We start from the raw sequence: 13,536 nt of genomic DNA on the forward strand, positions 1-13,536 counted from the left end.
CGCAACGTGCTTGACGCTCTCACTGCGTCCCTTGAAGCCCATCTCCACGGCGCTCCCGCACCATCGCTGCTGCCCGGAACCTGAATCCAGCTCACGCTCGCGGTCGCCCAGCCCCCTGAACGCTTACCACGCGGATACCAGTGGAACACCATGACGGGCATCGCATCGCCCGGAAGGCCCTGCGCACTGCCCCACGTCCGCTGTGGCCCACTCCCGGGTGCCACGAACACCGGCGGCGCGAGTGCGCTCCGCGTGCGCACCACGCGACCCGGCTCCAGGTCCTCGCACCGGAACAGCGCGCAGGTCCCATCCACGCACCAGGGCGCGAGGCACTGGTCCTCGTCCCCATCCGCGCATTCACTTCCAGTCTCCGCCTCCGCCCACAAGGCCTCCGGCGAGAACGCCGGAGCAGATGACGTCGACGCACAGCTCCAGAGCAGCCCCACCAGCAGCCAACGCAGTCCGCGCATGCATCTCCCGGGAATGACGCTCCGTGGAGCATGCCAGGATCGCCACCCCCACCCGGAGTGGAACCCCATCCCCCGGCACTGCTAGACCATGGCCCACAGTCACACCTCACCCGGAGCCCCACGCATGCCTTCGCCCCTGTCCATCCGCCGTGTCGTCCTCTACAAGCACGGCGTCGGCTACTTCGAGCGCCGGGGGAAGGTGACCGGCAGCGAGACCGCGCACCTGGACTTCAAGGCGCGCGACATGAACGACGTGCTCAAGTCCATGACCGTGCTGGACCTGAACGGTGGCTCCGTGTCCGCCGTGAGCTACGACTCCACCAAGCCCCTGGAGCAGCTCCTCTCCGAAGCCACCATCCGCATCCCCGAACACGGCAGCCTCACCGCGCTGCTCGGCCAGGTGAAGGGCGCCCGCGTCCGTGCCCGCGTCGGCGGCGCGCAGGTGGAAGGCGCCATCGTCGGTCTGGAGTCGCTGCCCGTCGTCCAGGGGGAGGCCAGCGTCGTGCGCCCCTTCCTCACGCTGCTCGTCGGCGCGTCGCTGCGCACCTTCGACGTGCTGGAGCTGGGCGAGCTGGAGTTCCTCGACGAGGCCGTGCGCAAGGACCTGGAGTTCTACCTGGCCACCGTCATGTCCTCGTACAAGAAGGACTCCAAGCGGCTGTCCATCCTCACCGCTGGAGAGGGCTCGCGCGAGCTGTTCGTCAGCTACGTGCTGGAGTCCCCCGTGTGGAAGACCAGCTACCGCATCCTCCTGGATGAAGGACAACCGCCCCTCCTCCAGGGCTGGGCCATGGTGGACAACACCGGTGACGAGGACTGGGTGGACGTGGAGCTGTCCCTCATCGCCGGCCTGCCCGTGTCCTTCGTCCACGACCTCTACAACCCCCGCTACCTGCGCCGCCCCGTCGTGGAGGTGCGCTCGGAGACCGGCGTCGCGCCCATCATCCCCGAGGAGGCCTACGAGAGCGCCCCCGCCGAGCCCATGATGGAGTCCGCGGACGACGGCTCCTTCGGCTCCGCGGACATGGCGTCCACCATCATGCCCGCCATGGCCGCGCCTCCGCCGGCCCCCCGCATGATGCGCGCCAAGGGCGGCCCGATGATTGGCGGCAGCGGACGCGGCGGCATGCGCGAGGCGCTGGAGCAGAGCACCGCGGTGACGACGCTGACCAAGGAGGTGGGCGACCTCTTCGAGTACGGCGTGGACCGCCCCGTCACCGTGCACCGCAACCAGAGCGCGCTCGTCCCCATCGTGCACCGCCCCTTCGAGGGCCGCCGCGTGCTGCTCTACAACCGCTCCACGCGTGAGAAGAACCCGATGTCCTGCATCGAGTTCAAGAACACCACCGGCCTCACGCTGGAGGGCGGCCCCGTCACCATCACCGAGGACGAGACCTACGTGGGCGAGGCGATGCTCGACACGCTCAAGCCCGACGACGTGCGCTTCGTCCCCTACGCCGTGGAGCTGTCCTGCGCCATGTCCGTGGAGGAGGACCAGGAGGATGGCCCGGTGTTCCGCGCGCGGCTCAACCGGGGCACCCTGGTGGTGGAGTTCTTCCACCAGCGCCGCACCAAGGTCCTCGCGCGCAACAAGGCGAAGCGCCCCCAGGTGCTCTTCGTGGAGCACCCGCGCACCGGCTGGGAGTTGAAGGACACGGTCGCCCCCGCGGAGACCACGGATGGCTTCTGGCGCTTCAAGCGTGAGCTGGCCCCGGGCACCTCCGACACGCTCGTCATCACCGAGCGCACCAAGGGCCACCGCCAGTACTACCTCGGCAACCTGGGCCTGGAGGAGGTCACGTTCTTCCTCGACTCGCGCTACATCGATCCGCGCGTCGCCCAGGCCCTGCGCGACGTGGTGGCCATGCGCGAGAAGCAGTCGAACGTCGCCCGCGACATCCAGCGCCTCAACGAGGAGCGCACCCAGCTCTTCAAGGACCAGGAGCGGATCCGCTCCAACATCGACTCGCTCAAGAGCGGCGCGTCCCAGCGCGAGCTGGTGGAGCGCTTCGTCACCAAGCTCAACGCGCAGGAGGACCGGCTGGAGAGCATCGGCCGGGAGCTGGAGCGACTCGAGCTGGAGCGCACCCGCCTGCAGGCGGAGACGAACCAGCGCATCGAGTCGCTCTCCTACGAGGCGGACCTGTAGCTACTTCGCGTCCGCGCGGAACACCTCGCGGCCCTCGACCACCGTCAGCCGGACCTGCCCGGTGAGCAGGTCCGCCGGGGGCGCGTCCACGGGGTCCACCGACAGCGCCACGAAGTCCGCGTCCATGCCCGGCATCAGCCGGCCACGCTGTGCTTCCGCGAAGGACGCGTAGGCCGCGCCCACCGTGAAGCCCTCCAGCGCCTCTTCACCGCTCAGGCGCTGGTCCGGGTGCCACCCGCCCGGGGGCTGGCCGCTCGGGTCCTGCCGCGTGCGCGCCGCGTACAGCCCCGCGAGCACGTCCGGCCGCTCCACCGGGAAGTCGCTGCCCAGCGCCAGCACGGCGCCCGCGGCCTTCAGCTTCTGCCACGCGTAGGCGTTCTGGATGCGCTCCGCGCCCACGCGCTTCTCCGCCCACGGCATGTCGCTGGTGGCGTGCGTGGGCTGCACGCTCGCCACGAAGCCGTTCGCGCCCAGCCGGGTGATGTCCTCGGCCGTCATGATCTGCGCGTGCTCCACGCGCGGACGCGCGGCCTTGGTCCCCGTGGCCGCCAGTTCGCGCGACAGCGTGTCCAGGAGCAGCGTATTGGCGCGGTCGCCAATCGCATGCGTCGCCACCTGGAAGCCGCGGCCCACGAAGGCGTGCACGCGGAAGGCGTACTCCTCCGGGGACAGCAGCAGCAGGCCGCGGTGGCCGGGCTCGTCGCTGTAGGCCGCGCCCAGTGCCGCGCCCCGGCTGCCCAGCGCGCCGTCCAGGGTGAGCTTCACCGCACGCATCGTCAGGAGCTTGCCCTGGAAGGGGCCGTCCTTCAGGTACTGCACGCGGTCATCCGTCTGGCCATCCGCCATGGCGTAGACGCGCAGGGGCAGGGTGCCCGCCTTGTCCCAGGCCTGGAACAGGCGGAACGTGCGCAGGTCCATGCCCGCGTCGTGCACGCCGGTGAGGCCCACGCGCGCGCAGTGCTCCAGCGCGGACCGCATGCGCGCTTCGTGCTGCTCCTTCGTGGGCAGGGGCAGCGCCTTCAGCGCCAGGTCCATGGCGTTGTCGATGAGCACGCCGCTGGGGTCGCCCTCCGGCAACCGCTGGATGGTGCCGCCCTCGGGGTCCTTCGTGTCACGGGTGATGTTCGCGCGCTTGAGCGCCGCGCCGTTGAGCCACAGCGCGTGCCCGTCGATGCGCCACAGCACCACGGGCGTGTCCTTCAGGTGCTCGCCCATGTCCGCGAGGGTGGGGAAGCGCGGCGTGTCCCAGTCGTTCTGGTCCCAGCCCTGACCCACCAGCCAGTCACCCTGGTACGCGGTGGCCGGAGCCTTCTCCAGCCGCTGGCGCACCTCCGCCAGCGACGCGGTGCCCTCCAGCCGCACGCCCGCGAGCGCCTGGCCCAGCCCCGCCAGGTGCCCGTGCGAATCCGTGAGGCCCGGGACCACCGTCGCGTCACCCAGCTCCACCACGCGCGCGGTGGCGCCCGCCGCGGCGAGCACCTCCTCGCGCGTGCCCACGGCCAGCACCTTGCCGTCCCGCACGGCGAGCGCCTGGGCCTCCGGCTTCGCGGCATCCAGCGTGCGGATGCGTTTGGCCACGTACACCGTGGGCGCGTCCGCGACCGCCTGCTCCGCGGGCGTTCCCTCCGGCACGCGCCGCGAGCAACCCGCGCCCGCACACAGGACCAGCGCCCCCAGCATCCAACCGAGACGTCCTCGCATCATCCGCGCACCCGCCATGACCGTTCGTTCGCCCGGGCAGGAAGGTCCCGGGACATCGCGCGCGGCACTCTGACGCACGCCCCGCGCGACGGCCAGTCCCGCGAGTCACTGGTCGCTAGCGTCCCACTCGCAGCGTGTATGTGTAATCAATGGGCGCGCCGAAGGGCGCCAGGGCCCGCACGCGCACCACGTGCTCCCCCGGGGCGAGCTGGAGCATCAGCCACCACCCGTCCGTCACGCCGCGCTGCTCGCCTCCCACGAGGCATGGGTCCGGAATCTTCCCCACGAGGCTGGGGTCCGCGTCGAAGGTGAACAGGCCGCTGGTGTGGCGGTGGCGGCGGGTGTCCACGCGCCGGCCATCCACGGTGACCACCAGGTCCTGTGTGCCGTTGTTGAAGTCGAGGGCGCCCTGGCGGAGGAAGTCCTCCAGCGTCTGGCCCGGCGCCGGTTCGAAGGACGGGTCGGGGCACGGATAGTCATTGATGATGACCCACAGCGGCACCAGCACGGGCCGGTTCCTGGGGACGCGGCAGGTGCGCTGGTACGTGGTGTCCAGGTCGTACGTGGGGACGAAGTAGACCGGGCCGTCCTGGTCCTCGTCGCAGTCCTGCTCCAGCCGCAACATGGGGCTGCGGTCCGCCGGCACGCGGAAGTGCCAGCGGTACCACTCCTTCGCCCACGCGGTGATGGGCCGGCCGTACACATGGGCTCCTGGCGGCAGCACCACCGCGCCCCAGCTCCGTGCTTCCAGTGCTTCATCGGAGGAGGCGGCGGGCTCCGGCGCCACCTCGTCTGGCATTGTGTCTGGCGCGCAACCCATGAGCATCGACACCGCGATGATGTGTTTCAACATGTGCGGACCCCTCCTTGTGAAGAGGGCTCCAAACTACGGACGCACGGGCGAGCGGGATTGTACGTGCTTGCGCGGTCCACGCCCCGCGTGCGCCGCGGCCCGGTACTCGCCGGGCGTCACCCCCAGCGTGCGGCCGAAGTGCTTGATGAGGTGACTCTGGTCCGTGAACCCGGCTGCGAGCGCCACCTCCGCCATGGGCAGCGGCCCCGCCAGCAGCTCCTGCGCGAGCCGCAGCCGCAGGGCTCGCTGGAACACCTGCGGCGTCTGGCCGAACTGACGGTGGAACGCGCGCACCAGGTGCCACGGGCTGAGCCCCGCGACGCGCGCGAGCATCTCCAGGGAGAGGTTGCGCGTGGGGTGTGACTCCAAGAGCTCCCGCGCCCGCTTCACGCCCCGCGCGCACGGGATCGCCCGCTGTCGGTGGGGCAGGCCCGCGTGCCGCCGCAGCAGCGCCACCAGCAACCCCAAGAGCCGCTCCTCGCGCTCCAACCGGGAGACGCCGCCGCCCTTCAGCGCGTCGAAGGTGACGGTGAAGCGCTCCAGCAGGGCCGCGTCCTGGAGTACGGGAGACACGAAGCCGGGCAGGGTGCCCGGGGGCGCACCGGTCTCCTCCGCCGCGCGGATGAGCAGTGAGGGCGGGATGTAGAGGATCCGATACGCCCACCCGACGCTCGAGTCCGCCTCGCGGCCCTCGTGCATCTCTCCAGGCGGCACGACCAGGAAGCTGCCCACCGAGGCCACCACCCGCTGCCCCTGCAGGTACAGCGACTCCGCCCCCGCGTCATAGGCGCACAGCGAGAAGGCATCGTGCGAGTGCTTGGGAAAGGTCCATCGGGTGTAGGCCGCCCGGTGAAGCTCCAGCCCCGGCACCTCCGGGGCTACCCAGAAGCCGTCCTGCTGCTTCGTGCGTCGCATGGCTCCCCCCCGCTGGCGTGCGCCCTTCCTGGGGAGGAAACGCACGGCGGGTGAAGGCATATCGGACGGACCGGGACACGCGGCCCCGGAGGGCGTATGGAAAGGCGGGTGAGCACCGTTACCCCTCGCGGCATCTGTTTCGACCTGGACGGCACGCTGGTGGATTCGCTGCCGGACATCATCGACAGCTTCCTCCACGGCTTCACGCACCACGGCCTGCCCGCGCCCTCCGTCGCGGAGGTGCGCGCGCTCATCGGCCAGCCGCTGGAGGCCATGTACACGCGCTTCGCTCCGGAGCACGCCACCACGCTCTGCGTGGCCTACCGCGAGCACTACCCGCTGAACTTCCACCGGCGCTCCCGGCCCTTCCCCGGCGTGGAGCGCGTCCTGCGCACGCTGCGCGAACGGGGCTACCTGCTCGCCGTCGCCACCACCAAGCGCGGCGACATGGCGCGGCGCTTCGTGGACGCGATGGGGCTGGGCGGCCTGCTGCACCACGTGCAGGGCACGGACGGCTTCCCGCACAAGCCCGCGCCGGACGTCATCCACCACGCCCTGAAGGCGCTGGGCACCGGCGGCCTGTGGATGGTGGGAGACACCACGCTGGACCTGCACGCGGGTCAGGCCGCGGGCCTCAAGACGTACGCCGTCACCTGGGGCACGCACGCCCACGAGGAGCTGGCCACCGCCACGCCCGACGAGCTCCAGCCGGACCTGGAGCGGCTGCTGCACCACCTGCCGCCGCTCGTCTGACAGCGTGGCTGGAGTCAGGCGACCCCAGGACCCCAGCATCGCGCTTGATTGAAAGGTCGTGACCATGAGGCGTCTCCGCGCTTGCGCCGCACTTCTGCTCTTTCTCTCGGCCTGTGCCACGTCGGCGCCGAGCCGGAATGAGCTGACGGTGCGTAACCCGAGGCTCGCCAACCTCCAGCGAGCAGCGGAGCTGCCATGGACTGACGGTGGACGGTGCGTCGTCCGTGAGGCTGAACAGCCTTGGCCCGTGTTGGTGGAGAAGTGCTATCGGACCCTCGACCGTGACCGGATCGAGTTCCACGACACCACGGGAAGATGCGCGGTCGCCTCCGCTGACGCCGCTGCCGTTGGAATCGGGTTCTGCGTGCTGGCGGCTCCTGAGATTGCCGTGGGCGCCGTCATCGTGCTGGGTGTGGTGGTGGTCGGCGTCGCCATCAAGGAAGCGATGGATGCCTATGAGCTCCGCCACGCCTACCCCGAAGAGGCAGGGACCTCACGAGGAACGAAGGTGGCATCCCGGGAAACCGAAGCGCAACGCAAGCCCAAGCTGAAGCCCGAGCCAGCGGGGCAGGACTGGCAGCCCCCAGTGCCGCCTGTGCCCGTGGACCGGACGGGACGCGCCAGTTGCGAACCTGTTCCGGTGCCCCACGCGGGCGAGGACGACCCACATAATGAATGTGCCGACAAGTTCCCACCCAACCGTTACCCCGGGATGGACGTGCTCGTTGGCGGAGTGCGCTTCGATGCGCTGCAAGTGGGCGTGCGCAAGCTGTGGGAGATCAAGACCCATCGATTCGACACGTACCCTGGCTTCATCCAGCGGCGGGAGATTGAGAGGGAGTTGGAGCAAATACAAAAGGAGCGAACTGCTGCTGCGGCATGTGGATATGACTTCGCCATTGGCGTGAGCACCCAGGAGCACAAAGACGCGCTTATCGAAGTGGACTTCTCACTGGATGTCGTCGTCACGGGGTGCAAACGATGACCAGGCGTAAAGCCCTCTCCCTCATTGTTTATGCGCCTCCGCTTGTAGGCCAGGACGGCCGCACGCTCGCCATCGTCCGTGGGATGGAGAAGGCGCTTCCCGGCCTGCGCCTGGAGTGGGAAGTAGGCAAAGGAGTGCGCCCCATCGCATTGCCGCAGCGCGACGCGTGGCTCGCGGAAAGGACGCAGGACGGGAGATTCCCTCTTCTGTGCAACGGGGATGAGCGTTACCCCGTGACGGTTAACGGGAGGGGAAGACCTGGACTCCTCAGCCCAGGCAGTCAGTCCCTGTCTGAAGTGCATGCAGAACTGCCACTGGACGAGCCCGTGCTCGCGGCAGCGGCGGCTTTGCTCGAGGGCGTGGCTGAGGGTGCGTGCTCGTTCTGGGGACATGCGTCGCCGTATGGTTACGGTTCGGAAGTCGCGCCGCAGTTTCGCCGATCGTCTCAGGGACCAGAGTGTTCACCCCGTGGGCTGCCCATGATCAACCTGCCAGAAAAGCTCCCCGCGCCTGAGATTCCCTGGTTCCTCGGGTGGCTGAACTACTGGTCTGCCGCTGCCGCGCGGGCCATCGGGTTCCCGGATCCGACCCGTGACGCCGAGCTGCTTTCACGGGCTCGGCGCACGGCATCGGGCGGCTGGGTCGTGCAGCTCACCGATGCTCCGCTCGACCTGGACAAGCCCGCCCACCTGGACACGCTCAAGCGGACCTACGAGCGCTTTCCGGAGATCGGCGGACGCGCAGCGCCTTGACCCGAACGCACTGGCCACCGGGTCTTCCGGCTTCAGCGCCGGAGCGTGAGCGGCGGGTTGGCAGGTCTCGTTCGGTGGTGCCGGACGCTGCACGTCGATTCGCGCGTCCACTTCGGCCGGGTCGGTGACGAGCACGAAGGCGGCCCGGGCGGGCGCTCGCGCAGCGGGGCTCTTCTTTCCCGCCGTCGAGCTTGAGCCAGACAGCACTCAGTGCTGCGAGCGCGGGTGCAGCGCCTGCACCTGGCGCACCTGCTGGCGGCTGTTGAGCGGAAGCGCCGGCAGCGTGAGCTGATCCAACTCACGCGGGCCGATGAGCTGCACCACGTCCTTGCGGAAGAACAGGTCCAGCGTCCAACCCATGGCCACGCGCACCTTCGTCTCCAGCTTCGGCAGCTTGAACAGGTAGACGGTGCGCCAGAGCACCCACGCGAAGGTGCCGGAGAACTTCAGCCCCAGGATGCGCGCCACGCCCGAGCGCTGGCCAATCGTGGCCAGCTGCCCCAGCATCCTGTATCGGAACGGCTTCCCCGGCTTCCCCTTCAGCGCCGCGCACACGTTGCGCGCCACCGTCACGCCCTGGCGAAGCGCGTGCTGCGCGGTGGGCGGGCAGGGCTTCCCTCCGTTGGTGACGTCCGGCACCGACGCGCAGTCACCCAGCGCCCACACGCCCGGGAAGCCCGGCACCTCCATGCGCTCGTTCACCTTGAGCCGCCCGCGCTCCTTCTCGCACGGCAGCGTCGAGAGCAGGGACGGCGGCGTGACGCCCGCGGTCCACACCACCGTCTTGGTGGGCACCACCGTGCCGTCCGGGAGCTCCACGCCCGCCGCCGTCACGTCCCTCACGCGGACTCCGGTGCGCACCTCGATGCCGTGCTCGATGAGCTTCTTGCGCGCGTACGCGCCCAGGTCCTCGCCCAGCTCCGGCAGCACCTCCTTGCCGCCGTGCACCAGCATCACGCGCACGTTGGCGTGCTGGATGTTGGGATAGAAGGGCAGGGCGCCGTGGATGAAGTCGTTGATGGCGCCGGCTGTCTCCACGCCCGCGAAGCCGCCGCCCACCACCACGAAGGTGACGATGGCGTTGCGCGTGCCCGTCGCGACGCAGTCCGCGTCCGCCTCCTCCAACCGGTCCACCAGGCAGTTGCGCAGGAGCATCGCGTCGCCCAGCGTCTTCATGGTCAGCGTGTAGTCGCGCGGGCCCGGCTTGCCGAAGAAGTTCGTCTCCGAGCCCATGGCCAGCACCACGGAGTCGTACTCCAGCGTATGGCTGTGGCCGTCCAGCCCGCCGTGCGCCACCGTGACCCGCTTCGTCTCCAGGTCCAGCCCGCTGACGTCGCCCTCCACGAACGTCAGGCGCGGCAGCAGCTTGCGCAGCGAGATGACGATGGCGGTCGCGGTCAGGTCGCTCGCCGCCACCTCATGGAGCATGGGCGTGAAGAGGAAGTAGTTGTCGCGGCTGACGAGCGTCACCTCCACGTCGTCCCGCTTCCCCAGCTGCCGCTCCAGGTGCAGCGCCGCGTACATCCCCGCGAAGCCGCCCCCCAGGATGAGCACCCGCTTGCGCGGCGGCGGCGCGTCCACGCAGAGCCCTTCCTTCTTTTCGTCCGCCCCCATGCCCGCCTCCTCACGGCGCGAAGAACACCCACCCCCAATGTCGGGGCGCTCGTTCGCATCCGCATCCCGGGCCGACGGCGGCCTGTCCGTCCGCTTGCCCTAGGGGTGGTTCGGGTGCATCCGGTGCCGCCACGTCGTGCGCTGTGAGGTGTAGCGGGGGTTCTCGAAGAGTTTGATCAGCACCATGCCCGCCACGAACCCGCCGATGTGCGCCCAGACGGCGACGCCACCGGATACCTCCGGCCTCAGCGTCATCAACTGCGGCAGGCCTGTGATGACCTGGAGCACGAACCACCACACCAGCACGGCCCACGCGGGGATGGGGAAGACGCGGATGAGGATGAAGATGATGAACAGCATGTTCACGCGCACGCGCGGATAGAGCACCAGGTACGCGCCCAGCACTCCCGCGATGGCGCCGGACGCGCCCACCGTGGGCACCGGCGACGTGGGGTCCACCGCCACGTGCGCGGCCGCCGCCACCAGCCCGCACACCAGGTAGAAGACGAGGAAGCGCAAGCGCCCCATGCTGTCCTCGATGTTGTTTCCGAAGACCCAGAAGAACAGCACGTTGCCCAGCAGGTGCCCCCAGCCGCCGTGCAGGAACATGGACGTGAGCGGCGTGAGGCGGTTGATGGCCTCGTTGTCCACCACGCACGCGAGCCCGTCCCCCAGCGGCACCGCCTGCCCCATTGGCGCGCGGCCGGTGAGCTCCCCGGGCACCATGCCCAGCTCGCAGATGCTGGTGGCCAGCGCCACCACGTTGAAGCCCGCGCCCTGGAAGAACACCCAGGTGAGCCCCAGGGCCGCGAGCAGCAGGTACGTCATCACCGGGGTGCGCAGGGTCGGGTTGTCGTCGCTGATGGGAATCATGTCCGCCCGCCAGCATGGCCTCGCCACCAGCCCCCCGGACGGCTTCGTGCGCACGGATGTGCGACGCCGGACGCATCACCAGAAGGCGGCCGGGCTCTAGCCAAATGAAGGTTGCCTGCTGGAGGTAACCCTCTTCCGGACGCGCCTGGACTTGGCTTCCAGGCCCGCACCGGGCGAAATTCCGCAACCGCCTTCTCTTTCATGGAGTCCGGAGCAATGAATCCCTCGAAATCGTCCCGCGCCTCGGCGCTGCTCGTGGTGTCCGCCCTCGCCCTCGCCTTCAGCGGCTGCGCCGCGCGCCGTCAGCAGGCGTACCTGGAGGACAAGGCCATGGGGCACGTCTACCGCAAGCCCATCGCGGAGGTGTGGCCGGCGGCCCTGGCCCTGGTCAAGGAGAAGGGCTTCTCCGTGACGAACACGCAGACCGGCTTCGAGACCACGACGGAGTGGCTGATGACCAGCGCTCCCTCCTCGCTGGGCACCTCCTACGCGCGCTACCTGGTGCGCGGCTTCGAGCGAGGGCCCGGCCAGTCCGCGGTGGAGTTCCGCCGCCAGGACCGCTCCGAGTCCCGCGCCGCAGACAGCACCGACGGCCGCGCCAAGGACCAGGGTGAGGCGGTGACCGGCGCCGGCAACTCCCAGATGCGGCGCGACTCCGAACTGGAGTGGGAGCTGCTCCAGAAGGTGGACCCCGACGCCGCCTCCGCCCTCAAGGCCGAGGCGAAGAAGGTCGAGTAGCCCCACCCACCGTCACCGAGCAGGGGCTGCCGCCCGAGCGACACCGGACGTCAGTCGCGCAGCGGCAGCTCCACGGTGAGGCCGTCGAAGGCCACCTCCACCGGCCCCTTGAACGCCTCACGCGCCTGCGTGAGCAGCCGTCCGGGGTCGGTGTCATGGCGGCTGGACAGGTGGGTGAGGATGAGCCGCCTCGCTCCCGCGTCCTTGGCCACCTGGGCCGCCTCCCGCGCGGTGGAGTGCCTCGTCTCCAGCGCGCGCGCCTGCTCGTCGTCGGAGAAGGTGGACTCGTGCACCAGCAGGTCCGCGTCCTTCGCCGCCTGCACCAGCGACGGGCACGGCCGCGTGTCTCCGGAAATCACCAGCCGCCGCCCGGACCGCGACTCGCCCAGCACGTCCTCCGGCTTCACCACGCGCCCGTCCGGCAGCGTGATGGATTCACCCTTCTGCAGCTTGCCAAAGGAAGGCCCCTCCGGCACGCCCAGCTCCCGCGCCTTCTCCAGGTGGAAGCGCCCCGGACGGCCGTCCTCCGCCAGCACGTAGCCCAGCGCGTGGATGCGGTGGTCCACGCCCACGGCCTGCACGGTGTAGCCATTGCGGCGCACCGAGTCCCCGTCCTTCAGTTCGTGGATCTCCACCGGGAAGGCCAGCGACTCCAGCCCCAGGTGCACGGCCTGATGCAACAGCCGGCGCGCGGGAGGAGGCCCGTACAGGTGCATGGGCTCGGTGCGGCCCATCATCCCCAGCGTGCGCAGGAAGCCGATGATTCCCAGGTAGTGGTCGGCGTGGAAGTGCGTGAAGAACGCCGCGTCCACGGTGAAGCCCGTGCCGAAGCGCACCATCTGCCGCTGGGTGCCTTCGCCGCAGTCGAACAACAGCAGATCCGCGTCCGCCTTCACCGCCAGACCGGAGAGGCCGCGATGCAGCGTGGGCTGTGCGGCGGAGGTGCCGAGGAAGGTGAGCCTCAGTAGGGACATGCCAGCGCTTCCCACGTCGAGAGTGGCCTCCTCGCACGCGCGGAATCTGCCTGCGCGCGAGCGTTCCCGGGGGCATTTACCAGGGTGCGAGGGGGCGTGCTATGCAGCCGGCCCTTTCGGACCCTCCCCCATGCCTGATTCCCTGACGGTCGGCCCCACGGCCGACCCCCGCCGAGTGAAAGCCCAGGACGGCCGCCTGCTCACCGTTCCTGACGGCTGGGCCCTCCTCCCCCCCGGCGACGCCGGCCTCACCCGCCGCGTGAAGGCCGCCGGCCCCTCCTGGACCGTGGTGGAGAAGGTGGGCCGCAAGCTCTTCTCCCGAGGCGTGTGGGCGCCGGAGGCCCACATCGTCCACGCCCGCGCCGCCCTGGACGATGAGCGCGCCACCCCCGCCTACGCCAAGAAGCTGGCCCAGGGCCGTGAACGCCGCGCCAAGGAGCAGGCCGAGTACGAGGTCGACTTCGCCAACGCCGTCCTGCGCTTCCTCGCCTTCAGCCCCGCGTGGCTCCCCCACGCCAAGCGCCTGGCCGTGATGGTCGCCGGCCACGCCACCCCCGTGGGCAGCGGCACCGTCGCCCGCACGGAGCGCATCCCCATTGAGAGGCGCGCGGAGGCCGCCGTCATCGCCTGGATGCGCCACCAGACCACCGGCTACGACGACATGCGCATCCAGCGCGTGAAGGGCGCCCGCCGCGAGGTGCGCCGCGAGCTGGCGGAGGTGTCCCGCGCCATCCTGGACCTGCACCGCCGGGACGCCCC

General features: G+C 70.1%; 13 protein-coding genes and 1 pseudogene. 6 read left to right on the forward strand and 8 right to left on the reverse strand.

Annotated elements, in window-relative coordinates:
- The coding region (locus tag D7Y11_RS37145) for a DUF2380 domain-containing protein (RefSeq protein WP_306770485.1) at positions 1 to 539 on the reverse strand (539 nt) is incomplete at its 3' end.
- 55 nt (positions 540 to 594) lie between these two features.
- On the opposite strand from D7Y11_RS37145, the gene D7Y11_RS37150 reads away from it, so the two are divergent.
- Positions 595 to 2,619 carry a hypothetical protein gene (locus D7Y11_RS37150; RefSeq protein ID WP_121754974.1) on the forward strand — a complete coding sequence of 675 codons (2,025 nt, stop codon included), beginning with the start codon at positions 595 to 597 and terminating at the stop codon, positions 2,617 to 2,619.
- Here the strand turns inward: D7Y11_RS37150 and D7Y11_RS37155 are convergent, their stop codons facing one another.
- The 3 genes from D7Y11_RS37155 to D7Y11_RS37165 all read right to left on the reverse strand — a co-directional run bounded on the left by D7Y11_RS37155 (position 2,620) and on the right by D7Y11_RS37165 (position 6,088).
- Positions 2,620 to 4,320, reverse strand: a complete 1,701-nt coding sequence (locus D7Y11_RS37155; protein WP_233607511.1) for an amidohydrolase — start codon at positions 4,318 to 4,320, stop codon at positions 2,620 to 2,622.
- Between the two features lie 115 nt (positions 4,321 to 4,435).
- The gene (locus tag D7Y11_RS37160; protein WP_126936044.1) at positions 4,436 to 5,173 is read right to left on the reverse strand and encodes a hypothetical protein; all 738 of its coding nucleotides are present in this window, start codon (positions 5,171 to 5,173) and stop codon (positions 4,436 to 4,438) included.
- 33 nt (positions 5,174 to 5,206) lie between these two features.
- On the reverse strand, positions 5,207 to 6,088 hold the full coding sequence (locus D7Y11_RS37165; protein ID WP_158629159.1) for an AraC family transcriptional regulator: 882 nt from the start codon (positions 6,086 to 6,088) through the stop codon (positions 5,207 to 5,209).
- Between the two features lie 108 nt (positions 6,089 to 6,196).
- Here D7Y11_RS37165 and D7Y11_RS37170 point away from each other — a divergent pair, with 108 nt between their 5' ends.
- The 3 genes from D7Y11_RS37170 (at position 6,197) to D7Y11_RS37180 (ending at position 8,578) form a co-directional block, all read left to right on the forward strand.
- Positions 6,197 to 6,841 (forward strand): HAD family hydrolase, encoded by a 645-nt coding sequence (locus D7Y11_RS37170; RefSeq protein WP_120574671.1) that lies wholly within the window; start codon positions 6,197 to 6,199, stop codon positions 6,839 to 6,841.
- A 64-nt stretch (positions 6,842 to 6,905) separates the two neighbouring features.
- A complete protein-coding gene (locus tag D7Y11_RS37175; RefSeq protein WP_120574670.1) occupies positions 6,906 to 7,826 on the forward strand; it encodes a DUF6310 domain-containing protein in 921 nt (306 codons plus the stop codon).
- Positions 7,823 to 8,578, forward strand: a complete 756-nt coding sequence (locus D7Y11_RS37180) for a DUF5953 family protein (protein ID WP_126936047.1) — start codon at positions 7,823 to 7,825, stop codon at positions 8,576 to 8,578. Before D7Y11_RS37175 ends, D7Y11_RS37180 begins: the two co-directional genes overlap by 4 nt.
- A 15-nt stretch (positions 8,579 to 8,593) precedes the next feature.
- On the opposite strand, the pseudogene D7Y11_RS45045 reads toward D7Y11_RS37180, so the two are convergent.
- From D7Y11_RS45045 to D7Y11_RS37195, 3 genes and pseudogenes are all read right to left on the reverse strand, one after another.
- Positions 8,594 to 8,737: pseudogene (locus D7Y11_RS45045) on the reverse strand (DUF2381 family protein); the annotation flags it as partial.
- Between the two features lie 48 nt (positions 8,738 to 8,785).
- Positions 8,786 to 10,192, reverse strand: coding sequence for an NAD(P)/FAD-dependent oxidoreductase (locus tag D7Y11_RS37190; protein WP_121758200.1), 1,407 nt, complete (start codon positions 10,190 to 10,192; stop codon positions 8,786 to 8,788).
- Between the two features lie 99 nt (positions 10,193 to 10,291).
- Positions 10,292 to 11,065, reverse strand: a complete 774-nt coding sequence (locus D7Y11_RS37195) for a rhomboid family intramembrane serine protease (RefSeq protein WP_120581472.1) — start codon at positions 11,063 to 11,065, stop codon at positions 10,292 to 10,294.
- Positions 11,066 to 11,281: 216 nt separating this feature from the next.
- On the opposite strand from D7Y11_RS37195, the gene D7Y11_RS37200 reads away from it, so the two are divergent.
- Positions 11,282 to 11,803: a hypothetical protein gene (locus D7Y11_RS37200; RefSeq protein ID WP_121758201.1), complete on the forward strand. Its 522-nt coding sequence runs from the start codon at positions 11,282 to 11,284 to the stop codon at positions 11,801 to 11,803.
- Between the two features lie 50 nt (positions 11,804 to 11,853).
- Here D7Y11_RS37200 and rnz read toward each other — a convergent pair whose 3' ends face one another.
- Positions 11,854 to 12,777 (reverse strand): ribonuclease Z, encoded by a 924-nt coding sequence (rnz, locus tag D7Y11_RS37205; protein ID WP_120593714.1) that lies wholly within the window; start codon positions 12,775 to 12,777, stop codon positions 11,854 to 11,856.
- A 130-nt stretch (positions 12,778 to 12,907) separates the two neighbouring features.
- Here rnz and D7Y11_RS37210 point away from each other — a divergent pair.
- Positions 12,908 to 13,536: DUF2293 domain-containing protein (locus D7Y11_RS37210; protein ID WP_126936045.1), on the forward strand; the 629-nt coding region annotated here is incomplete at its 3' end.

Origin of the sequence: Corallococcus sp. AB018 (assembly GCF_003986945.1) — a bacterium.
GTDB lineage: Bacteria > Myxococcota > Myxococcia > Myxococcales > Myxococcaceae > Corallococcus > Corallococcus exiguus.

Coding starts and splice junctions, on each gene's coding strand:
- D7Y11_RS37150 (WP_121754974.1), top strand. CDS start 595: ATGCCTTCGCCCCTGTCCATCCGCCGTGTCGTCCTCTACAAGCACGGC.
- D7Y11_RS37155 (WP_233607511.1), bottom strand. CDS start 4,320: ATGCGAGGACGTCTCGGTTGGATGCTGGGGGCGCTGGTCCTGTGTGCG.
- D7Y11_RS37160 (WP_126936044.1), bottom strand. CDS start 5,173: ATGTTGAAACACATCATCGCGGTGTCGATGCTCATGGGTTGCGCGCCA.
- D7Y11_RS37165 (WP_158629159.1), bottom strand. CDS start 6,088: ATGCGACGCACGAAGCAGCAGGACGGCTTCTGGGTAGCCCCGGAGGTG.
- D7Y11_RS37175 (WP_120574670.1), top strand. CDS start 6,906: ATGAGGCGTCTCCGCGCTTGCGCCGCACTTCTGCTCTTTCTCTCGGCC.
- D7Y11_RS37180 (WP_126936047.1), top strand. CDS start 7,823: ATGACCAGGCGTAAAGCCCTCTCCCTCATTGTTTATGCGCCTCCGCTT.
- D7Y11_RS37190 (WP_121758200.1), bottom strand. CDS start 10,192: ATGGGGGCGGACGAAAAGAAGGAAGGGCTCTGCGTGGACGCGCCGCCG.
- D7Y11_RS37195 (WP_120581472.1), bottom strand. CDS start 11,065: ATGATTCCCATCAGCGACGACAACCCGACCCTGCGCACCCCGGTGATG.
- D7Y11_RS37200 (WP_121758201.1), top strand. CDS start 11,282: ATGAATCCCTCGAAATCGTCCCGCGCCTCGGCGCTGCTCGTGGTGTCC.
- rnz (WP_120593714.1), bottom strand. CDS start 12,777: ATGTCCCTACTGAGGCTCACCTTCCTCGGCACCTCCGCCGCACAGCCC.